This is a genomic window from Tolypothrix tenuis PCC 7101 (genome assembly GCF_963874875.1).
Lineage (GTDB): Bacteria > Cyanobacteriota > Cyanobacteriia > Cyanobacteriales > Nostocaceae > Aulosira > Aulosira tenue.
In genome coordinates this window covers 5,592,804-5,616,351 of the sequence record NZ_CAWNJS010000001.1, presented here as the reverse complement: position 1 = coordinate 5,616,351, position 23,548 = coordinate 5,592,804, and the positions used below count along the sequence as shown (strand labels likewise).

At 41.1% G+C, this 23,548-nt stretch carries 14 protein-coding genes and 2 pseudogenes; 8 read left to right on the top strand and 8 right to left on the bottom strand.

The window, feature by feature from the left end:
- Positions 1 to 850: 850 nt before the first annotated feature.
- The 5 genes and pseudogenes from AACU25_RS22105 to AACU25_RS22085 form a co-directional block, all read left to right on the top strand.
- The gene (locus AACU25_RS22105) at positions 851 to 3,148 is read left to right on the top strand and encodes an IMS domain-containing protein (RefSeq protein ID WP_096579313.1); all 2,298 of its coding nucleotides are present in this window, start codon (positions 851 to 853) and stop codon (positions 3,146 to 3,148) included.
- Positions 3,149 to 3,780: 632 nt separating this feature from the next.
- The gene (locus AACU25_RS22100; RefSeq protein ID WP_096579311.1) at positions 3,781 to 5,031 is read left to right on the top strand and encodes a DUF4912 domain-containing protein; all 1,251 of its coding nucleotides are present in this window, start codon (positions 3,781 to 3,783) and stop codon (positions 5,029 to 5,031) included.
- 148 nt (positions 5,032 to 5,179) lie between these two features.
- Positions 5,180 to 6,103, top strand: a complete 924-nt coding sequence (locus AACU25_RS22095; protein ID WP_096579309.1) for a phosphodiester glycosidase family protein — start codon at positions 5,180 to 5,182, stop codon at positions 6,101 to 6,103.
- Between the two features lie 192 nt (positions 6,104 to 6,295).
- The gene (locus AACU25_RS22090) at positions 6,296 to 6,733 is read left to right on the top strand and encodes a secondary thiamine-phosphate synthase enzyme YjbQ (RefSeq protein WP_096579307.1); all 438 of its coding nucleotides are present in this window, start codon (positions 6,296 to 6,298) and stop codon (positions 6,731 to 6,733) included.
- A gap of 30 nt (positions 6,734 to 6,763) precedes the next feature.
- Positions 6,764 to 6,880, top strand: a pseudogene (locus AACU25_RS22085) (ISAzo13-like element transposase-related protein); the annotation flags it as partial.
- Between the two features lie 155 nt (positions 6,881 to 7,035).
- Here the strand turns inward: AACU25_RS22085 and AACU25_RS22080 are convergent.
- Both AACU25_RS22080 and AACU25_RS22075 read right to left on the bottom strand, forming a co-directional pair.
- A complete protein-coding gene (locus tag AACU25_RS22080) occupies positions 7,036 to 10,752 on the bottom strand; it encodes a CHAT domain-containing protein (RefSeq protein WP_339382117.1) in 3,717 nt (1,238 codons plus the stop codon).
- A 15-nt stretch (positions 10,753 to 10,767) separates the two neighbouring features.
- Positions 10,768 to 12,558 (bottom strand): annotated as a pseudogene (locus AACU25_RS22075) (tetratricopeptide repeat protein); the annotation flags it as partial.
- 247 nt (positions 12,559 to 12,805) lie between these two features.
- Here AACU25_RS22075 and AACU25_RS22070 point away from each other — a divergent pair.
- A complete protein-coding gene (locus tag AACU25_RS22070; RefSeq protein ID WP_096579305.1) occupies positions 12,806 to 14,110 on the top strand; it encodes an NF041680 family putative transposase in 1,305 nt (434 codons plus the stop codon).
- A 646-nt stretch (positions 14,111 to 14,756) separates the two neighbouring features.
- Here the strand turns inward: AACU25_RS22070 and AACU25_RS22065 are convergent.
- Together AACU25_RS22065 and AACU25_RS22060 are read right to left on the bottom strand one after the other, a co-directional pair.
- Entirely contained in the window at positions 14,757 to 15,365 is a 609-nt protein-coding gene (locus tag AACU25_RS22065; protein WP_096579301.1) for a pentapeptide repeat-containing protein, read from the bottom strand.
- A 157-nt stretch (positions 15,366 to 15,522) separates the two neighbouring features.
- Positions 15,523 to 16,197 (bottom strand): cadmium resistance transporter, encoded by a 675-nt coding sequence (locus AACU25_RS22060; protein ID WP_096579299.1) that lies wholly within the window; start codon positions 16,195 to 16,197, stop codon positions 15,523 to 15,525.
- Positions 16,198 to 16,576: 379 nt separating this feature from the next.
- Here AACU25_RS22060 and AACU25_RS22055 point away from each other — a divergent pair, with 379 nt between their 5' ends.
- Positions 16,577 to 17,764 carry a pyridoxal phosphate-dependent aminotransferase gene (locus AACU25_RS22055; RefSeq protein WP_096579297.1) on the top strand — a complete coding sequence of 396 codons (1,188 nt, stop codon included), beginning with the start codon at positions 16,577 to 16,579 and terminating at the stop codon, positions 17,762 to 17,764.
- A 143-nt stretch (positions 17,765 to 17,907) separates the two neighbouring features.
- Here the strand turns inward: AACU25_RS22055 and AACU25_RS22050 are convergent, their stop codons facing one another.
- The 4 genes from AACU25_RS22050 to AACU25_RS22035 all read right to left on the bottom strand — a co-directional run bounded on the left by AACU25_RS22050 (position 17,908) and on the right by AACU25_RS22035 (position 21,694).
- Positions 17,908 to 18,507: a thioredoxin family protein gene (locus AACU25_RS22050; RefSeq protein WP_096579295.1), complete on the bottom strand. Its 600-nt coding sequence runs from the start codon at positions 18,505 to 18,507 to the stop codon at positions 17,908 to 17,910.
- Positions 18,498 to 18,647, bottom strand: a complete 150-nt coding sequence (locus AACU25_RS22045; protein WP_190446033.1) for a hypothetical protein — start codon at positions 18,645 to 18,647, stop codon at positions 18,498 to 18,500. The genes AACU25_RS22050 and AACU25_RS22045 overlap by 10 nt, the downstream gene beginning before the upstream one ends.
- 160 nt (positions 18,648 to 18,807) lie before the next feature.
- Entirely contained in the window at positions 18,808 to 19,896 is a 1,089-nt protein-coding gene (locus tag AACU25_RS22040; protein WP_096579293.1) for an aliphatic sulfonate ABC transporter substrate-binding protein, read from the bottom strand.
- Positions 19,897 to 20,215: 319 nt separating this feature from the next.
- Positions 20,216 to 21,694: an amidohydrolase family protein gene (locus tag AACU25_RS22035; RefSeq protein WP_096579291.1), complete on the bottom strand. Its 1,479-nt coding sequence runs from the start codon at positions 21,692 to 21,694 to the stop codon at positions 20,216 to 20,218.
- Positions 21,695 to 22,788: 1,094 nt separating this feature from the next.
- On the opposite strand from AACU25_RS22035, the gene AACU25_RS22030 reads away from it, so the two are divergent.
- Entirely contained in the window at positions 22,789 to 23,472 is a 684-nt protein-coding gene (locus tag AACU25_RS22030) for a glutathione S-transferase family protein (RefSeq protein ID WP_096579289.1), read from the top strand.
- Positions 23,473 to 23,548 lie beyond the last annotated feature (76 nt).

The following is a 23,548-nucleotide window of genomic DNA, read 5'->3' as shown; positions in this document are numbered from 1 at the left end:
TAATTGTAATTCAGGTCTAGGAATGATATGATTTCTTTCTCTAGCTATCAATAGGGAAATCTACCAAGCGGTGATTTTATTACCGTGTTATTAAACATATTAGTGAAAGATTCTTAAAAAAATCTAACACTAACTCACGTGAACACAAAACAAGATCCTTGTCTACCTTTAAGGCAAATTTTAATCAGCAATAGCTTTGTTTTAGTGAACATTTGGTAGCCGCTAAAAATTAACACATCTGTGTTGACAGATCATCATCAGTAATGTTATCTGAGTTTATTTAAGGTTCCTAGTCCATAAATATACCTCAAGATACAAGACAGCAATAGTCAAAATTTGGGAAGTCAATTATAAATATGACGGTTGTCTTCATGTTGCCAACCGTAAAATTGGCGTAAGTTAGCATCGCTATGATTGCTGACTCTTGCTTTATACTCATCTACAAGTATGAGTATATAAGTATTGATACATCTACCATATAAGTAGGATATATCAAGCTAGCTTGTTTTACCAAGAAAATAATTACTAAAATACACGGAGATTAAAATGTTTTAAAAAATACAATTATTCTACTAATTAGAAAAGCGGAATTTGTAGTTTATAGTATCCAAGGCTCATAGCCTCTGGTAAAAAATCAAAATACTAAGAATTAAAACAAAAAGCTGACCCTTTCTAGGCGAAGGCAAAATATAGGTACTAGAATATGACTCAAATTTCGGGAGGATACAAAACAAGTTGTTGCAATATACACTTGTGGTGTAAAGTCAACACGGTGTTATTATGGCACGGTTTTACATGCCTGGGACGCTTTAAGTGAATTATGTTGATCGCGGTGCAGGGGAAGTAGGCTGTGCGAATTCCGCTAGATTACTACCGAATTTTAGGACTACCGTTAGCGGCAAGTGAAGAACAATTGCGGCAAGCATACAGCGATCGCATTGTACAGTTGCCGCGACGAGAGTATTCTCAAGCAGCAATTTCTTCGCGCAAACAACTTATAGAAGAAGCTTACGTGGTTTTATCAGATCCCAAAGAACGTAGCAGTTACGATCAGCTGTATCTTGCCCATGCTTATGACCCTGATGGTAATGCTTCTGCGTCCGTAGCAGTTGAAAACCGCTCCGGACAAACAAATGGTGCAATTGACAACCAAAGTCTAAGTATTGAAATTTCTCAGGAGGAGTTAGTTGGTGCTTTACTAATTTTGCAGGACTTAGGTGAGTACGAAATAGTACTGAAATTAGGAAAGCCATATTTAGTCCATAAAAATAATGGAGGAGAGGGCAAAACAGGCAATAATTTAGCCGACGCAGAAGCCAGAGAAAGCGATCGCCCGGATGTAGTTCTCACCATTGCTTTAGCCTGCTTAGAATTGGGGCGGGAGCAATGGCAGCAAGGTCATTACGAAAACGCCGCCAATTCCTTAGAAACTGGTCTGGAAGTTTTATCTCGCGAAGAGTTATTTCCCACCGTACAGGCGGAAATTCAAGCAGATCTTTATAAGTTGCGACCATATCGGATTCTGGAATTACTAGCTTTACCAGAAACCAACGTCGCCGAACGTCGCCAAGGTCTAGAATTATTGCAAAACATCCTAGACGATCGCGGTGGCATTGATGGCAATGGTAATGATGAATCAGGTCTGAACATTGATGACTTTTTGCGATTTATCCAGCAGTTACGTAACCACTTAACCGTCGCAGAACAGCACAAGTTATTTGAAGCAGAAAGCAAACGTCCTTCTGCTGTCGCTACCTATTTGGCTGTTTATGCCTTGATAGCACGGGGTTTTGTGCAACGTCAACCAGCCTTAATTCGCCAAGCCAAGCAAATGCTGATGCGGTTGGGCAAGCGCCAAGATGTACATTTAGAACAATCACTCTGTGCGCTGTTATTAGGGCAAACCGAAGAAGCCACTCGTGTTTTAGAACTCAGCCAAGAATACGAAGCTTTAGCTTTTATTCGGGAAAAATCTCAAGATTCTCCAGATTTATTACCAGGTTTGTGTCTCTATGGAGAACAGTGGTTACAACATGAAGTGTTTCCCCACTTCCGAGATTTAAACAAGCAAACAGCTTCTTTAAAGAGTTACTTTGCTCAACCACAGGTACAAGCCTATTTAGAAGTTCTACCCTCAGATGCGGAAACAACTGATGAATCGGCTGTAATTAACCGTCAACCTTTATCGCCACCACCAAATAACAATACCCAGAACCGTAACAACGTTCCTGGGAATTCTCGACAATTCCGTCATAGCAGACCTCCCGATCCAGATTTACCAGAAACTTCGCCCAAATGGAGATCCTCAACTCCCATATCTGGTAGCTATCGCACACCAGATGCGCCAGTAACGCAGTTTTCATCTGCCGAACGCACAGCTAAAGAACCCCAGCAAAACTTAAATGGTGCTGCTAGAGTTTCCCCACCAGAGCAAACTTCTGGGCGCAGGCGGCGCAAGCCAACTCAAACTACTAGCCGAGAACGTCCATTAGATCCGCGACAACGTTATCCGCAAAGACGGCGTAATTTTGCCAACTCCCTAGAAGGTAAAACCCGCCTTGTATGGACTGTGCTGGTTTCTTTGATTGTCATAGTTGTTTTTTGGTTGATCGTTTCCACAACCTTTGGATTTGTCAGAAGTCTCTTTCATCCGTCGCCAAGGCTAGAAGGCGAACAATTATCAATAGAAATTAATCAACCTATTATCCAGATTCCTGACCCCAACAGCAAACCACAATCGCCAGACGGGCCTTTAACAACTACGACAGCCGAGGAAATCATTGGGAGTTGGTTATCTACCAAAGCGGCGGCTTTAGGGCCAAATCATGAGGTTGATAATTTACAACAAATTCTCACTGGTTCATCTTTATTGCAATGGCGCTCAATTGCCCTGCAAGATAAGTCTGAGAATCGTTATCGGAAATACGAACATAGCCACAAGGTAGAATCTGTAGAAAAAATTGATAACGATAGCGATCGCACAGCCGTGGAAGCTACAGTCAAGGAAATCACTCAGTTCTATCAACATGGTCAACTGAAGAAAGCTTCGGACGAAACTTTGCGTGTTAAATATAACTTGGTTCGTCAAGAAGGTATTTGGCGCATTCAAAGTATGTCAGTTATCAACAAAATCACAATGAACTTTTAAGCGGTTGAATGTTGAAGTTGTATGTTCCCTATAAGTAGAACTTTTCTAGAGTAAGGTTTACAGCCCACTCTGGCTACAGAAATTAAAAGTACATTAACTAAACAGAGGCACTTAGGCTAGCAACTAGTATTTTTACTCTTGTACAGACGCGATTAATCGCGTCTCTCCAACTCAGCACTCTTTCCAGATATGTCGTAGGGACACAAACAATACCTGTGTCCCTACGACGTTTTTTAGGGCAAATTTATTGTCATGAAACCTTGATATTACGGTTGATCCCCCTTGAGTCCAGCAGACATAATGTTATGGTTTGCTGACATTTTGATCCCCAAAGGGCTGATAGATTCGTGAAATAGCCGAAAAAGCGTCTTCAGACCCCTTGATCCCAACCCAGGGTTATTGCTTAATATTTATTCAACAACTCCACTTGATCCCAAAAAGATGCTGATTTTTGCATGAGTAAGGAATTGAAAGGGAGTGACTCTCAATTTAATAACCATTTAACAAACTACAACACTGGGCAATACCAGAAGTCAGGAATAAGAAATTCATCTGGAGTTGGATGAAATGTTACTTAGCATTCTGTAACCCGGAGAAATCATTTACCTTTCAAACTACTGGAGGCCAAATTAATGGCAAAAGAACGCCCGCCGCTAGAGGAGATGACATTGCGGCAATTACGCAAAGTAGCGAGTGAGTATGGAATTTCTCGCTACAGCCGGATGCGTAAATCACAATTACTGGCATCGATTCAAGAAGTTCAGCGCAGCAAGTTTTCACTTAGTCCATCTCGTTCACTGGAGGCACAGGAAACCGTGGAAGCAGCAAAATTCGAGTTAGGTCAAGAAGATCGTAATGGTGGTTTACTCATTGATGTTGATGAGGAACTAGGAGACTTACCTGCTGGTTACGGTGAAAGCCGGATTGTACTTTTACCACGCGATCCCCAGTGGGCTTACACCTACTGGGATGTTCCCAATGAGCATAAAGAAGAATTACGGAGACAAGGGGGACAACAGCTAGCGCTGCGGATTTATGATGTTACTGAAATCAATATTGATTTCCAAAGTCCCCACAGCCTGCAAGAATATCCTGCTGATGAATTGGCTAGAGAATGGTATCTACCAATTCCTGTGAGCGATCGCGACTATGTAATTGATATTGGCTATCGTGCTGTTGATGGACGCTGGTTAGTTCTAGCGCGTTCTGCACGCGTACACATTCCTCCCGTCTATCCTTCAGACTGGATTGAAGATGTATTCGTCACCGTCAACTTTGAAGAAGACTTGCGTGGTAAGACTGTTTACGAATTGGTTCCCCCAGCCAAGAAAATTGCTACCACAGCCTACGCTAACGGTAACGGTAACCCGATTTACGACCAAATCTTTGGTATGGCGGAATCTGCTGAAGCACAACGTGTTGCAGGTTCTCTGTTTGGTTCTATGCAGCACGTACCTGGTTCTGTAACACCAGAACAGGCTATTAGCTCCTACATTTTCCCATCTGGTGTAGGTATGTGGGCAGTTCCCACCACCTCTGGTTTAAATATGTCTGGTGTGGGAATGTCTGGTGTTGGCTTCTCCGCCTCTGCTGTACCAGTGCGTCCTCGCAAGTTCTGGTTAATTGCTGATGCTGAATTAATTGTCTACGGTGCAACCGAACCAGATGCTACCGTGACAATTGGCGGTCGTCCAATTAAGCTGAACCCAGATGGTACATTCCGCTTCCAGATGTCCTTCCAAGATGGTTTAATCGACTATCCTATTTTGGCTGTTGCTGCTGATGGCGAGCAAACCCGCTCAATTCACATGAAGTTTAATCGTGAAACACCATCCCGCAATACCAACACCAAAGACGAAGCCGTTTTAGAATGGCTGTCTTAGAAATTTTGCATTGACTCCAGATTGAATAAATTTTTACCCGCTATAGTAATTCTGTAGCGGGTTTTTGTTTTAGAGGGATTGGGGACTGAGTAATGGGTAATGGGTAATGAAAAACACCGAACACTAAAAACTAAATACCAAATGCAAAATGAAAAAATTATTTTTATTATCTATTCTTGTAATCACGCTGAATCTATTATTTGGCTGTAGTGATAATACATCTAATGCAGCCCAAGAATCAGCGAAGACTGCTTGCATTGGCAAAAATGCTAATTTTAGTATTGAGTTTTTCAAAGCTAATAATCTAGGGAAAAAATTTGATAGAGGGATCAATCATGTGATTGTTTTTAACCCTCGCTCAGAAAAATTAGATTTTAAGGTAAATGTCGGACTTGCTCATAAAATTTACGCCAAAAATAGTCAAGGAAAATTGCGTAAGGAATATGTGCCAAAAATATTCAGGGAAATCATTGCTGATGAAAATTCTCAATTAAATAGACAAACTCCCATAGCAGCAATTAATGCTGATTATATAGGCACTGATAACAAACCCCAGGGTTTAAATATTTCTCGCGGATTCGAGTATTCTGGAGACTTTAAAAATAAACGTTCTTCTTTTGGTGTATCTGGAGGTAACCCAAAAAATAGAAAAGCCACTATCCAGGCTGGTAGAAGAAAAGAGGAAATTCTTAATTACAACTTGGTAGGAGGTAATGGGAGATTTTATCGTGACGGAAAGTTTAAAGATATTTGTAATGATTTGGGAGAATTTGCTTGTAAACAAGCAACGAATCGCTCTTTAGCTGCTGTTACCGATAAAGGATACGTAATTTTGTTGGTGAATGATGCTAAAGCTAATTCTAATATTGAATTTTCTCAAAATAATCAAGAATTATTACCCGATAAATTTGATGAGGTTTTAGAAGGTATTTCTAAGAATAATTGTTTGGGCAAAATTCAAGAAGGAATATTATTTGATGGTGGGATGTCTCCCGGCTTATTTTACAATAATAAAATATATGTAGAAAATGCAGGGCCGATTGGTTCAGTATTTTTGATATATAAAAAATAGAAGATTTACAGATAATATTAAAGGTATATAATGCCGATAAAATTTTTGCAAAAATTTTATTAATGTAGCGTGCTTTAGGCGAAAACCTTTGATACGGATGCGTTACGCTATCGCTAACGCATCCTACGTGAACGGATATTCTATTTTAGAAGGCTTATTTAACATTTAAAATCAGCGAAAGGTTTCTTCAATATGCCAATTGTTAATCAGCTAATTAAAATTCCAACCCAAGAAGGAATTAATATTCATAACATCACGCCCCAGATTCAGGATTGTATTGCTTCCACATCGATTCAAAATGGACAGGCTTTAATATTTTCTCGACACACCACAACAGCCTTAGCTATTAACGAAAATGAAGAAAGGCTGTTAGAAGATATCAAAGTATTTTTGCGAAAATTAGCACCAGAATCAGACCGATACTTACATAATGATTTGCATTTAAGAGTTGTCCCGGAAGATGAACCAATGAATGCTCATTCTCATTTAATGGCAATGATGCTCAGTACTAGTGAAGTAATTCCGATTGTGGATGGAAAATTAGCTTTAGGAACTTGGCAGTCAGTTTTATTTTTTGAATTAGATGGCCCACGACAAAGAACAGTTTTTGTCCAAATTTCTGGAGAGTAATCAATAAAGGTGATACCAATTCAAAATTAACAGCAGATAATGATTACGGCAGATTGCGGTGGTAGTAACAGTTATCGCTCCCGACTATGGAAATTGAAGCTACAAGAATTAGCAACCCAGACTGGTAAAACTATTCACGTGTGTCATTAAGATCTCAAAGCTCGTGAGGTAATTTACAATTACGAAATTTACAATCCTGAATAGTCCAATTTATTACTGCTCAGTTAATCTCAAAAAGCTGAAAATTTGTAGCGATTGTCAAGCGATCACTACAATGATCCTTAACCGTATACCAAGATGATTTACAAGCCATTGCCAATGAGAATAAACGGTGCCCAGTAAAAAGGGTGACTGAGGTGATGCTTTACCTGTGGTGATAAATTATCGTTGATGCCTCTTTGCTGACCTATGGTTGCATAGTTTCCAGTAATTAGAGCGATTTGCGCTTGACGCAGAGCTTCGGCTTTTGTGGTTTTCCCTTGTGTTATTCTAGTATAAAAAGCATTCATTAATGCTTGCGTACCGCCATCATCCACTGACCATAAAGAAGCGATCGCAGCTCTTGCGCCTGTTTGTTGCATCTGGTAGCCAAAACCGAGAATTTCCCTACCGTCGCCTAACTGCTCTCCTAATCCAGTTTCACAAGCTGAAAGTACGACTAAATCAACATTCGGCAATCGCCAATTTTGGATATCTCGTAGTGTAGCGCGATCGCCATTACCAAATAAAATAAATGATTCTTCTGGTTGTCCATTGGTAAATGCAGCGTGAGTAGCCAGATGTACGACGGAGTAATCATTCATCTGCAACACAATATCTTGATTGAATTGCTCATCTAAGAGTTTTTTTGTCTGAGGAACAGTTTGCGCTAGATTTTCTACTTCTACACCTGCAAAGGGTAAACCGGAGAATTGAAATTGTCGAGTTCCTACCTCAAAGCTATAGTTTCCTTTGGTAAAGGCGGCTGCTAACACATTTAACTGCTGCTGCGGTTTGGTGTTGAGGTCAGTTAAGCTCACAGCAGTGATATTATTAATGCTGAAACGCTCGACTAACCATTGTTGACCATCATACAAGGCAGCTAGGGGAATATAACGTAGTTGTCCGTCTGGGGCATAGATGATGGTTTTGGTTTTAGCTTGAGCTAAATCATTTTCTAGGGGTTTGATTAGCCAATCATAAAGCTGTTTAGCCGGAACTTTCACCCCTGGGGTACGTTTTGGTAACGCCGAACGAAATTCAGCGATCGCGCGGTTGAGTTCTGCTTGTTTAACAGCAACGGTGCGGCGCAGTGGTGGTGCATAGGGGGTGACTAAAATCAGCTCTAAGCGATCGCTCAACACCAAGGGATAGATAATTACAGCATCTTGCTGAAGTTTTTTCAAGTTATCCTGTAAGGCGCTGGCGGAGGACTCTAAATTAAAACTCTGTCCTTGGGTGGTTTGCTGAAGTTGCCCGATCCATTCTCGCACTTTGGGGCTTTCGAGGAAGGCGTTAAATTGTTTGGCAATCTCTTGCTGAGTTTTTCTCAAGGCGATGATGCGCTGGGTTTGGGCTGGTGTACGCTTAGTAACGGGAAGGCTTTCGAGTTGGGCGAGTTCTTTACCTAGTGCGATCGCTTTATCAGTTTCCGTCGTCATCCCTTCGCGAATTTGTTGTTCTTGGGAACGTTCAGCAATACCAGTCGCAGTCTTATCACTCCCCCGAACATTGCGGAGATAGTCTTCAATTTCCTGGACTTTGAGTAAATCTAGCACCCGTTGCGCTTCCAAAACTCGGTTTTGTTGCAGCAAGATATCGGCTAGGTGGCGATAATCTTGAGCAATGGTTTGGGTGTAAGACTGCTGTTGTTCTTTGGGAAGTTCCCTGATATTTTTGCGAATCGCTTCTCTAACATTCACGGATTGTTTTAGGAAAATAATCGCTAATTCTGGTTTATTCTGTTTTTCTAGTAAATAACCGATAGTAGTTAAAGTATATCCTTCACCTTCTTTATTACCAATCTCTTGAGCAATCACTAAACTTTGCTGTAAGAAATTTTGAGCTAATTCATATTGCCCTTGCTCAAAGTAAACCTTGCCGATAGCGTGGAGAGTTATGCCTTCGGAACGCCTGGAGCCTAGTTGTTGGTAAATAGCTAAGGCTGACTGCAAAAAATCTAACGCTAATTGATATTTTTCTTGCTTGAAGTAAACAAGCCCAATACTATAAAATGTCGTTCCTTCTAATAATTTTTGTTCTTTTTTATCATTAACCTTTTTAATAACTTTTAAAGCTTGGCGATGTAAATCCAATGCTAATTCATACTTTCCTTGCCTAGAGTGAATATTCCCTATAGCATTTAACGCTCTAGCTTCCCCCGCAATATCCCCAATCATCCCAACATCGATATCTAATTCTGCAGGTCTTATGGCAGTTTTTAAGGCTTCTTGATAGGATTTTAAAGCTAGTTCGTATTGCCCTAGTACTTCATAAATTCGCGCCATATTGAACTCAACTCCTACCCAATGTCCTAAAACTTCGTAGCGAATTGGTAAGGCTTGTTGATAGTAATCTAAAGCTAATTTATATTCTCCCAAACTGCTGTAAATTATAGCTATTTGGTTGAGAGTTCTCCATACTGTTTCTTGATGACCAAGTTTTTTGGCAATCTCTAAGACTTGGCGTAAATTCTCTAAAGCTTCACTATATTGACCTTGCTGGGAAAGTTGACTACCTTGCTGATAGTAAATTCTCTCCATCAATTTGAGGCTAGATTTTTCTCCATATTTATCCCCTATTTCCTGGTAAATTGACAAAGCTTGCTGGTAGTATTTCAATGCTAGCAGTTCATCTTGTTGAGCATTGTAAATTTCCCCCATTTCATAGAAAGTCTTCGCAATACCTGCTTTATCTTCTAGCTGTTGATAAATCGATAAAGCTGTCTCTAATGTTTTAATAGCTCTAGCATACTTCTCGTCTCTAGACTGCTCAAAACCTTCTTTAAATATTTGATCGGCTTTGAGTTTTTCTCTTGTTTGACCAAAGAAAATCACCCCTCCTTCCGCTTTAAAAGTAGTAATTTGACCAGAATCAAAACGAATTTTTACACTTTCATAATTAACAAAACCACTGAGGGGAGGTTTACTCAGGAGAGTTGCTTTTTTATCAGTCAGTTTCTCAATTTCTTGTTGAATCGCCAACCCTTGCTGATAGGACTCTAAAGTTGCTTGATTTTGTCCTAACTTTTCATAAACTAATCCCATTTGAGTGAGAATTACTGCTTCCCAAGGACGATTTTTTTGTTGACGAACAATTGCCAAAGCTTTTTGGTAAGATTGCAAGGCAAATTGATATTGTTGTTTGAGATATTGTCCTTGGGAAGTGTAACTATTTCCCGCCGCAAACAGAACGACTGCTTCACCCTCTAGCCGATTTATCTGCACAATCGGTTTTTTTGTTTCATCTTTGCCTACTTCGGTAATCAAAATTGCCTTCTTACCAGTGATTTCTTCCTCACTACGGTTGCTAATTTCTTGTTTAAATGCGACTGCTTGCTGGCGATGTTCCTGCGCCGCTTGAGGTTGTCCTAGCTTTTCGTAAATTGTGCCAATACTGTTGAGGAGTGCTTCTGGATTTGGCCTGGCATAAGCTATTCTAAACCGACGAAAATATTCTTCTTGCCCATATCGACGAATCAGATATTCTTCAGAAAAATAGTAGCCTTGATTTTTAGGGTCACGAGCGATCGCCAATGCTTGTTGATAAGCTTGTAGGGCAGCTGGATACTGTCCTAAATTTTCGTAAGCCTTGCCAATCTGCGTCAGGAGAATAGGTATTTGACTAGCAATACGGTTACCGCTATTTTCCTTATTAGCGATGGCTAAAGATTCCTGGTAAGCTTGTAAAGCAGCTTGGTGTTGTCCTAGTGCTGCGTAAACTTCCCCTATACTTCTTTTAATTCTCTGTTCCTGCTGATAGTAAGCTCCCTCTATTGTTAATCTCCGCAGCTGAGACTCTTTACTTTCCTGGCTTTCCATCTCTGCGCGGATAATTTTTAAGGCTTCACTGTAGAAATTTAATGCAGCTTGGTATTGTCCTTGCGTTTTGTAAATATCCCCCATATTTGCGAGGGTATCTTCCTCTTCATTTTCTGTAAATCCTGCCCATCCAGCCAACCCTGCAATTACCTCTACTGTTTTTTGTCCAAAAGTAGTAAATTTACTAGAGATCAAACCTGTTACCTTATTCTCCTGTATCGTTATCCCTGAGCTATTATTCACAACAGTAGTAATAGGAGTAGTAATCGGCTCTCCTTCTGCTATCCTAATTACACCTTTGGTAATCCCCTCATTCAATTGCATTCCTTCTTGGCTGGCAAAATTAACATCAGTACCATAAGCTACTCGAATAGTATGGGGTATTGGCTGTTTTGCTGCACGTTCATCTACCTCTCGTCTAATTGCCAAACTTTGCTTGTAACTATCTAATGCTGCAGGTAATTGTCCCAAGGTTTCGTAAATTGTCCCCATTTGATTGAGAATTACCCATTCCCAAGGGCGATTCTGTTGTTGGCGCACAATTGCCAAGGCTTGCTGATAAGATTCTAAAGCGGCTTGGTATCGTCGGTTATTTGCATGAGCTGCGCCATTTCTGTAATGGATTAGTGCTTCTCCATCCAGCAGAGTGATCAAAGTCGGTCTTTTTTTTGGTGTACTGTAAGTAATCAGCGTGCCCACTTTGACAATATCTGTAGGAAAATTCACACCCATACCCATGTCTTGCCTAATCGCCAAAGCTTGCTCTTGATATTCCTGAGAAGTTTGAGGGTAGCCCAGGTTACTGTAGATATAGCCCATACTATCGAGGATTTTTTCTTCGAGAAAGCGATCGCCTATCTGTCGCGCTATCGGTAAAGCTTGTTTATAATACTCCAGAGCAGTTTCCGGACGTTTACGCCCTTTATTGTTGTAAACAAACCCCATTCTATAGAGGATTTTAGCTTGCAAAGGGCGATCGCCAATCTCACGGGTAATAGTTAAAGCTTGCTCATACAAATCCAGTGAAATCGGTCTAAATTCCCTTTGCGGATCGAATCCCCAGATGTAGTCTTTGCCCAGATTTAAGATAACAGCTGCTTCCCCAGAGCGATCGCCCACTTCACGCATCTTAACTAAGGCTTGCTCATAAAATTTTAAAGCATCTTCCTGCTTATTTAAAACACCATAACTCATGCCAATGCCGTTAAGACTCCAGCCAACGCCCGCACGGTTGCCCACAGATCCCATAATAGCTAATGCTTGCTGGTAATACTTAAGAACATCTTTATACGATTTGATTTCTTCCGGCTTCTTAATAGCCTGGTAGTACAGCTTTAATTGGATATAACTCAAGTAAGTATTTCCCAACCCAATCAAAGTTAGAGCTTCCCCGGCTCTATCTTTCACCTCGCGCCGCATCAATAAAGCTTGCTCATAGAATTTCAGGGCATTTTCATACTTTCCTTGGGTTTCGTAAACTGCGGCGATATCATGCAAAGATGCAGCTTCTTCAGCACGGTTACCCAATTCTTGTACAATCGCCAAGGCTTGTTCGTGATACTTCAGCGCAGTTTCAGTCTCACCCTGATGGCGATCAACTTCCCCCAGTTGATTGAGCGCTAAAGCTTCCCCTAAGCGATGTTTTTGTGTACGGAAAAAAGTTAAAGCTGACTGCAAACTTTCTTGAGCTTTTTGAAATTGACTCAGCAGGGTGTAAACTTCTCCTAGCTTGTTGAGGGTTTCGGCTACGCGAGTATGATCTCCAATTTCCCGATAAATATTTAATGCTTGTTGAAAAGACTGTAATGCATCTGGGAATTGGTAAGTCTCAAGCTGTTTATTCCCTTGATCAAAAAATTTCTCTGCTTTAGCTTTGGACTGGACTTTAGACTAAATAGGGTTGGCGGGGAAAATAACACTGAGAGAAAAATAGTCAAAAAAAGGACATAGCTGAACAGGAGAAAAATCCGCGAACAAAAAAAGCGGTCAGCGATGTTGAACTAACCGCAAATTGGTCAATGCTGATAAAAGGAAAAAAATTAACAGCTTGACCATGACATTAGAAAAGCTTAAACAATTTCGCACAGGTGTGTACACTATCCTGGGTAAAGCCAAAGATGCCTTATTCGACTTGATGGATGCAGTGTTAGTAACACGTAGTATTAATTCATTTGCAGAACTATCAGTGTCTCCCGTGTTTCGCAGGCAATGGTCGAGTGTATACGAGGCAATACAAGACGGAAATCCGCCCCGAACCGAACTGATGAAGTTGTATATAAAACAACTCAATCCCACAGAAAAAATCATCTTAGCAGGAGACCATACAGCTTGGGCAAGATTACATGCCCCAACATTGAAAGACCGAACCTATGAGCATCAAGTTCAACCCATGTCAGGGGCAAAACCCGTAACCTTGGGACAAGGCTACAGCACCATTGCAGTTGTGCCGGAAACAGAGGGCAGTTGGGCATTACCCCTATTACATGAACGCATCACCAGTTTTGAGAACCCAATTCAAAAAGCTGCCGCACAACTAAAACTAGTATGCTCAAACCTGCCAACAAGCCCCATTAGCTTGTGGGATGCAGAATACGGGTGTGCTAGTTTCGTGAAACAAACAAGCGATATTGCCGCAGACAAATTAATGCGTTTGCGCTCCAATCGACTGCTGTATGGTGCGCCCCCACCTTATGGCGGCACTGGTCGTCCCCGTATCCACGGTGATAAATTTAAACTCAACGATTCGTCTACATGGTGGACACCTGACCAAATCATTGAAGTCAACGACCCAAAAATGGGGCGTTTATCTATCCGCTTATGGTGTAATCTTCATTTTCAACAGTCCAAAGATCATTCCATGAATTTGATTCAAATTCAGCGCTTAGATGAATTTGGTGTGCCAAAAAACAAGGCTTTATGGTTGGTGTGGGTGGGACTATCTATGCCTGCTTTATCCTCATTCTGGCAGCTTTACTGCCGTCGATTTGCCATTGACCACTGGTATCGTTTTGCCAAAGGGCGCTTGCATTGGACTCTGCCGCAATTGAGTACCCCAGAACAGTGTCAGCGGTGGAGTGACCTTTTACCCCTGATGACTTGGCAACTTTGGCTTGCACATGGGATTGTACATGACAATCCTTTACCTTGGCAGAAAAAACAGTCCAGATTGTCCCCTGGACGGGTCGCTCAAGCAATGGCAGCAGTTTTCGCCGCCATTGGTACACCGTCTGTTTCACCCAAACCCCGTGGAAAGTCTCAAGGCTGGCCTGCTGGCAAAGTTCGCCTGCGTAGAATTCGTTATCCTACAGTTAAAAAAAGTACTGCCAAGCCGAAAAAAGAACAACCACAGTCCGCTTGACATTGAGTTTTTTTGCTTTGAGATGTGTAACTTGTCAACTCACTGCTGCTGGGTCATTTTGTCATGCTTTAGTCTAAACTCCAGTTTGGAGGGATTTGGGGTTTGAGCTAATACTTGGCCATTTACTGCTAATTGCTCTTTTAAAACTTGTTCTTGAGCAACACAAAAGCTTACCAATCCATTACCAATTGTAAAGGTGGTTAAGAAAGTAGCAAGCGTAATTAGCCGAACTCTTTGGGATGGCATCTAAAAACTACCCATTTTTTTTGCAGCAGAAATTTATTTTTCTGTTAACATTAGCTGGAAATGCCCCTGTTTTAATGTTCTAAAACTTCCTTGAGTTTTGAATCAATGTTAGGTTAACATTGCCTTCCAAATTACACTGAGAAAAGTTAAATATAGATACATAATTTTACATAAGTAATTATAGCGATCGTTTTCATTTTTCAGGGTTCGATAGTTGCTACATCATTCTGAAACTTCCTTATCTGCAAAAGATATCGCAAGCTGTACCCACTAATCAACGTAGAGGTAAAGTTTTAGTGAGGTTAGATTATCAAATTTGAGCCATCATGTAATACCAATTCAAATTTAATGCCAAGTAGGATGCGTTATAACGCATCCCACGCGCTTATTTAATTACGAATTAGTAATTCTTAACCATCATTCCTGGAGGTATCGCTGCACCTTCTAAATCAGCACCTAGCAAGTTTGCGTCTTGAATATTCGCAGTTAGAAGATTGGTTTTTTGTAAATCAGCCTTTTGTAAATTTGCGCCTTTTAAGTTTACTCCTTGGAGGTTTGCCCCCTCTAAATCAGCATCAAATAAATTTGCACCTTGCAGATTAGCTCCTGTAATATTTGCTTTACTTAAATCTACTCCTTGCAAATTAGCTGTTTGTAAATTAGTTCCTTGTAAATTCGCCTTTTCTAGTTCTGCATCTTGAAGATTTGCACCTTCCAAATTAGCTGCTTGTAAATTTGCTCTTTCTAATTGTGCGCCAATCAAATTGCATCCTACACATTCATTAGTTGTTAATAAACGTCTAACATTGGCTGCTACAGAATCTACTGGCCAAATTGTGGGAGATGTTACAGGTACTGGTACTGATTGCGTAGGAATAGCAGGTATAGCTTGTGTTTCTGTTTGCGCTAAAGCGTTAGGTTGATCGAATAATGAAAAGACAGCCACAAATGCTATAAAGACAACTGATAAAATCCAGGAAGCCATATTTTGAGAATTTGGTTTCTTCATCTTTTTCTCCTTGTGATAATTTGAGTTATTTGCATCAAAATTAATACTTGAACTACCTACAGACTCACCTTGTAAGAATTTGCTAATTAATTTAATAATTGATATTTTTTAGATTACTTAAAGTTGCAGGAAGACGCTCTACATGAGCGTCAAAATTTTAGTGAAAAAGCGTCGCGAGACTAGGTATTAATTGAAACGTTCCACTCTTTGACATAATAGAGATACCTAGCCAAATCAATATAAAAGGAAATATTTTCCGACCATAGCGGTTAAGAATAGGAGCCATCCAAGGATTACGAGTCAAGTTATAAGAAAGCAAACACCACAACCCAACTGTTAAATAACATACAAACAAAATTACTCCTAAACTGGGAAGATTAGTGCTAGCAAATAAGGGCACATAGATACCAATATTGTTGCCACCATTGGCAATCGTCACAGCAGACACACGGTATGTTTGGGGGTCACGTAGAGTTGCTAGTAATGATTTTTTCTGCCTTCTAGATTTAACTGCATAACCAAAGTCTAATGAGACATCTTGTACAGTTTCTCCGTCATTTTCACGACTCATGAGATTACTAATACCAATAGTAATCGGGAGAATACCAAGCAATCCTACCCAAGCTTCTGGTAGAACTAAACCACCAAAGAATCCCGGAAGACTGGCAATAACTAATACTGTAAAGCCAACAAATTCACCCAGAATAATATGCTTAGGACGGAAGTTATGATTAACTTTGCCAAAAAAAGCTGTTAAGTATATATTGTCATCAAATGTAGTGGCAATAGCCGCAGATATACCGATAAGTGATGTCCCAATCAGCCAATTCATAAATCTTTACCTGCAATAGTTTAATGATGTGCAACTATTTCTGCTCTGCTGAGAGAAGAAGTCAAAATAGTTCCGCAGATTTTGAAATCAAATCTTGAATTTATTGACGGCGATGTCTACGACGGGCTACGCCTATGCAATCACATCTAGATGTTTTGTTAGCACAGTAAGCTAGCTCGGCTATCTATGGATTTAATCTTATGGTTTACTAGCTAAGGGAAGCAAATACTATTTTTTTTCTAAACGATAAATAGAATTTATTAACTTTTGAATTGTTCATAAACGAGGATGCGTTATTAACGCATCCTCGTTATTTGGTAAAATATCCTGTAAACACATCGGCTTAAAGTACTTTACTCAATTATCTAGAGGAATAGACGTGACTCAGGTAGGAAAGCAAAGAATTTCAGATAAGGCAAACCAGTTCACAGAGTCAGTCATTCGCGAAATGACGAGAGTTGCATTACAATATGGTGCGGTGAATTTGGCGCAAGGATTTCCTGATTTTCCTTGTCCACCAGAGTTAAAACGAGCAGCAATTGAGGCTATTGAGGAAGACATTAACCAATATGCGATTACTTGGGGGGATAAAGCTTTTCGTCATGCGATCGCAGAGAAAGTTAAATGGTATTTAGATTTAAATATCGATCCAGAACGACAAATCACTGTTACTTGCGGTTCCACAGAAGCAATGGCTGCGGTGATGTTAGCTACCTTGAACCCCGGTGATGAAGTCATCGTCTTTGAACCCTATTATGAAAACTATGGCCCCGATGCAATTTTAGCTAGTGCAACTCCTCGTTACGTATCCTTGCATCCCCCTGAGTGGACATTTGACGCAGCAGAACTACGTCAGGCATTTAATGAACGCACAAAAGCCATTATTATTAATACACCGCACAACCCTACAGGAAAAGTATTTACTCGTGAAGAACTAACTTTAATTGCAGAACTTTCTCATCAGTGGGATGTGTTGGTATTCACAGATGAAATTTACGAACATATTCTTTATGACGGTACACAGCATATTGCAATGGCAACTCTGCCGGGAATGGCAGAAAGAACAGTTACTATTAATGGACTTTCTAAAACCTATAGTGTAACTGGTTGGCGAGTTGGCTATATTTTAGCCAATCCAGAATTAACAGGTGCAATTCGCAAAGTGCATGATTTTCTTACCGTCGGCGCACCAGCACCTTTGCAAAGGGCTGGTGTAGCAGCAATGAAACTTCCTGTTAGCTACTATCAAGAATTAGCCAAGTTATATCAACAAAAACGCAATCAAATTCTGCAAATTTTAGATCAGGTAGGAATTCCTTATTTTGTTCCGCAAGGAGCTTACTATGTATTTGCAGATATTTCCAAGTTTGGTTATGCAAATGATGTGGAATTCGCTACATATTTAATTAAAGAAATTGGTGTAGCAGTGGTTCCTAGTTCTAGCTTTTTCTCGCACTCAGAATTAGGTAAAAATTTTATTAGATTTTGTTTTAGCAAACAACGAGAAACCTTAGCAAAAGCCGGAGAGCGATTACTCAAGCTGCAATCCATCCTTGTGGAAAATTAAAAATTAGTTATCGCTTGAATTCCATCAAGAACAGCCATTTATTAAATTGCTATAAGTAGAACAATGCAGTAATAAAAAAGGTGCGAAAGCGCACCTCTTCAAACCTAATTCCTAGAGAGATTAATTGATATCACATATAAACTTTATACTGCAATTGCTGGGACTTTATAATAGGCAGGTTCGTTACCTAGCTTCCATTTAATATTGCAACCAATACTCGGCTTTTGTTCCCAAGTAATTATGCGATCGCGCAACACATCTTCAATAGCCCTGCGTAAATCAGCACCAGTTACAGGCTTATCGTTTTTAGGGCGGCTATCATCCAACTGTCCGCGATAAGCCAACTTGCGATCGCTATCAAAAAGGAAAAAGTCAGGAGTGCAAGCAGCAAAGAAATTTTTCGCAGATTGCTGTGATTCGTCGTACAGCAGAGGATAGGATAAATCCAATTCTTGGGCAAAAGCTTTGAGTAATTCTGGCGCATCATCAGGGTGAGTTGTGACATCGTTAGCACTAATCGCCACAATTCCCAAATTGCGATCGCGATAATCTTTACCTAATTTCGCCAATTCCCATTTAATATGCTGCACAAAAGGGCAATGACGACTGAGAAATATCACCAGCAACGCTTTTTTATCAGCAAAGGTAGAGAGTGAAATCGTTTCACCAGTAACCACATCTGGTAAATGAAAATCCGGTGCTAAAGTACCTACAGGTAGCATTGTTGATGCTGTCAGCGCCATAAATATAGAACTCCTTGAGATTTAAAGTAAATATTTTGACTTTTGTCAATGGGTAATTGGTAATGGGTAATTGGTAATGGGTAATTGGTAATTGGTAATTGGTAATGGGTAATGGGTAATTGGTAATTGGGGTTTGTCATTCGTCATTCTTACAAAGTTCTGATCGGAGGAAACCTCCGATCAGACTTTGCGCTTTGTCATTTGCTGTTTGTTATTTCCCTTTCCCCTTTTCCCTTTCCCCTTTTCCCTTTTCCCTTTCCCCAGTCCCCAGTCCCCAATCACCAATCCCCAACCCCCACACTATTTCTGACTAATTGTTGGTGGAGTAATTGCAGCGTACTGTTCATCTGTGAGCGTCGCTTCTTTGATATTGATTGGTTTAGGAATCAAGCCATTTTTATGAAAGTAATCTGCAACTCTTTGTTGTTCGCTAATTAAATCTGGCGAAATAGCTCTTAATCCAAAACTACGACGGCTAATGACCAAATCCATCACATCTGGAGGTAGTTTTTGAAATGGTAAAATTAGCTTGGCTGTATCCTTGGGATGTGCCTCAGCCCAGCGCTCAATTTTATCAATCTCCTCAATCACAACTCTCAGTAGTTCTGGATTATCAATTGCAAACTGCTTGGCACCAATATAGTATCCACCAGGTGAATCCAGTCCTTCGCTAGTTTTAATTACCCGCGCTTTACCCAATTTTTCAGCACGCGCTAGATGAGGATCGCCAGTCACCCAAACGGGAATTTTACCTTCCAAAAAAGCACTCGCAGCTTCTACGTTTGGTATGCTCAAAACTTGAATATCACTATATTTTAAGCCTGCTTCTTCCAAAGCTCGGAGGATAAAATAATGGGATGCAGAAGCTTTTTGGAAGACGACTTTTTGCCCTTTAATATCTTTGATACTCTTAATTGGAGAATCTGGTGGGACTGCGATCGCACTACCTTTACCACTATTTTCTGTGCGTCTTCTACCAACCACATAAGTAATCTGCGCGCCAGCAGCTTGGGCGAAGATGGGGGGAGTTTCACCTACAGAACCTAAGTCTATCTTGCCGACATTCATCGCTTCCATTAGCTGTGGCCCCTGGGCAAATTGTGCCCACTCCACCTTGACACCCAAGGGTTCTAGCCGCTTTTCTAATACTTTGGTTACCCTCACCAAATCGCCAGCTTGTTGATACCCCATGCGGAGTACCTTGGTTTTAATTTTTGAAGTATTAGCATCCGCTACATTACTAGCAGGAGATTGATTATCTGCTTTTTGGTTTTGTTGCGTACAACTAACTAAAGTTAATGAAGTTGCCAGAGTTAACAATCCAGGCACTACAAGCAGTGTAAAGCGGCGAAAGATATTGATATATGCAGGCTTAACTGTAGCAACCATAGGTTTTCTATAAAAAATTTTCAGCTTGTTTGTTGGCAAGCAAGTGAGGCTGGGATTAGGGGTTGGGGACTGGGGATGAGGGAGGCAATGTTCATTGGTGTTAACTTAAGCTAAAAGCTATATACGGCGCGTGTTGTAAAAAAGACCTCGCCCTCATCCCCTAACCCCTTCTCCCTCAGAGAGAAGGGGAATTGAATCTCTTGCTCCCCTCTCCTTCCTGGTGGGAGAGGGGCTGGGGGTGAGGGCAAAACCTTTGCACAAAGCAGGTTTGGTGTTAATTTGACACCTATTGACAATGTTATGCCCCATGCCCCATGCCCTATGCCCTATTCAGATATTCTTCTGCTTCTTTTTCTATTGCTGTACCTTGGAAGAAGTCGCGGTTGAGACTGGTGTACAACTCTAGAGGATGAATAGACAAGAAGTAGCGCAGGTCTTCTTCGCTGAAAATGCCACGTTCAACAAAGCTGTAAGCGTTAGATGTAACAGCTGTAATATCAGGTACATCCCAGTGACCGGAATCGGAACCGAGGAAGGCTTTAACTCTGTCGCCAAAGGGGTTAGCTTTTTGATTGAAGGCGTAAGCGGCCCGGGTGTCGTCGGATTCTGTACCGAAGTAGAAGTGATTCAAGAAGCGATCGCGCACATCTTCGGCTTTGGTAATGCCAGCTGCGGCAAATTCATCTAATTCACCAGGATTTGGAGGCGATAGATGTTGTCCGTGGAAGCCTAAACCACTACCAAATTGCTCTGCACGACCTTGGAATTCTGCCCCACCGTAAACACGGAAGAGTTCTGCTAATCCTTCTCGGTCGATATTGGCGGGATTGTTATTTTGTAAAATCTCTGGGTTGCGGGTTTCCCAATGCCAGATAATATCTGTGTAGAGGCTAGCACCCCAAGCGGAACCACCTTCGAGGAAGGCAAATTTCAGGGTGGGGAAACGACGGGTAACACCACCAAAGAACAAGGCTTTGCAGAATGCTTCACCTGCGGAGGCAAAGTGTCCAATATGGTTGTATTGGTAATTGGAAATAGAACGCCGTGAAGTCCAACCCATACCAGAAGCATGAGTGGTGGGGACAACTTTTAACTCAACGCACTTCGCCCAGAAGGGATCGTAATCGTAAGCACTATCTAAAGCAAAGGTATCAATCCAAGTTGCTTCTCGTTGCACTTCTTCGGGATATTTCTCAAAGCCAGGAATTACACGAGTGACGTAACCAGGAATTTGAATTGTTTTCAGCCCCAGTTCTTTGATTGCATATTCTAATTCCTCAATCCCTTCTTCTGGTGTGTTGAGAGGAATTGTGGCAATAGGGGTAATGCGATCGCTATAAGGACGGAAGATATCTGCATGATAGAGGTTCGCCGCCCGACAAACCGCCCGCCGCATTTCGTCGTTCTTAATTTGCGGTGCGAGGGTTGCCAAGTTGGGATACAACACAGCAAAGTCCGTTCCCGCTTCTTGCAAGCGTTCGTGTAACAGCTTTGGTAGGGTAATTGTTGCTAAATCTAAGGTGTCTTTTGTAGGACGACCCCAGAAGGGTGGGCGCGCAGTCCGGTATTTATGGCGTTCTTCCCAAGATTGTTGGAACCAACGAAAACGACCAGCACCAGGTAAATGTTCTCTAAAGCTATCAACAATTTTAGAACCGCCTACCTGCTCTAAATAATCCAGAAAAGCCGGTTCAAATTCTTGAGTATGTACATCAGTATCAATGATGGGATAACCTAGTTGTTCCCGAATTTGTGCTGACCGAGTCTTTTTCGTGGGACGTTCAAGAGCAATTGTCACGATAGTTTCTCCACAGTTACATCATTGAATTGGTGAGGCTGAAGTCTGGCATCTGCAAGCAATACTGTAAAGATGGCGTTTGCTCAGAATCATGACCTCGTACAAGAAATTTCTCAATATTTGACTAAGCCTCCAACCGACAAACCATGACTATAAGTGCCTATTTGTCTACACTCTGTAGATAGTAAGAGGATTAATTGGAGGGACACTTTTTCAACACAATAATTTTTTCCCCAGCAATGCCTTGTTGCTGGATTCTGAAAGTGTGTGGATAGTTTTTCTGTGCAGTATGTGCATCAGAAACGTTAAGTACTGTTTATTGACCAATTTACCGTTGATTAATTAGCAGTATTGCATAACCCTCTCGACAATACAAGTCTTCAGTAAACAAAGTATACGTAGTTCTAAATTTTTTGATTGCTAATTTTTAGGTTAGCTAAATTTATCGAAAGCGGCAGGAAACTGCATCCCTGGTTGGTGGAGAGGAACAGCTGCCCCGCAGCTAGGCGCATTGATAGCCATTGGTGTCAACTTAACGTGAAACCCGCTCTTGTGCAAGGTTTCGCCCTCACCCTGTGCCCCTCTCCCACCAGGAGAGGAGAGCAAGAGATTTCAATACTGCTCGGTTAAGGATTTTATACTCGGAATTTGGTTTGGGGAAAAGGTGAAAGGGTAAGGGTTAAAGGTTTTTCTTGCCCCTTTTCCCCTTCCCCTTTCCCCCTTAACCGACAAGTATTGCAAGAGATTTAGTTCCCCTTCTCCTGCGGGAGAAGGGGTTAGGGGATGAGGGCGCGAGGGATTTGTACAACACTCGCCGTATATAGCTTTTAGCTTAAGTTGACACCAATGATTGGTAGCTTCTTCCCCATCCCCTATACCCAAAACTCCAAATGGATGGAGTTTTTCTTTTCCTCAGCATTTTCATTAGCCTGACAAGGTTTTTGCTGGTGTTGACAATAATGATATAAATATTATACGGTAAGACGAGCGATTAACCGGACTTTATTGTTTAGCTCGTATAGATACCAGCCAAAGTCATCTCACAATTCATCATCCCCAATACTGAATTACCTACAACACAAGGAAAGCAGTTCATGAGTAACCTCAAGCTTTACTACGCCAAAGCCTCGACTTTCTCCCAAAGAACCCGTGTTGTTTTGCTAGAAAAAGGAATTGAATTTACACCGATTGAAATAGACTTACAAAATAAGCCCGAAGGCTACACGCAGATTTCGCGCTATGGTAAAGTCCCTGCGATCGCACATGGCGATCTCAATATCTATGAGTCTGCCATCATCGATGAATATCTAGAAGAAGTTTTTCCTGAGCCTGCTTTATTACCCAGCGAACCAGGAGCAAAAGCGATCGCCCGGATTTGGATCGACTATGCTAATACCCGCTTTGTCCCTGCGTTTAACAAATTCCTACGCGGTAAAGATAGCACCGAACAAGAACAAGGACGCAGAGAGTTTATCGAATCCCTCTTATATATTGAGCAAGAAGGATTAGGAAAGCTGTCTGGTAATGGCCCTTACTGGTTAGGAGACAAAGTAAGTTTAGTTGATATCAGCTTCTATCCTTGGTTTGAACGCCTACCAATTCTCGAACACTTCCGCAAATTTAGCTTACCAGCAGAAACACCACGTATCCAACAATGGTGGAACACACTGCGCGATCGCCAATCAATTCAAGCCGTAGAAAATCCTGTTAGCTTCTACATTGAAAGATTTAGCAAAGTGCTTGGTGAACCTACCACAGTTGGTGCAGCTCAAAAATAATCAGCCATATTCAATACCTTAAGCCCATAGAGCAAATCTGGACTGCTCCAGATTTCCTTGGGCTTATATCGATCCA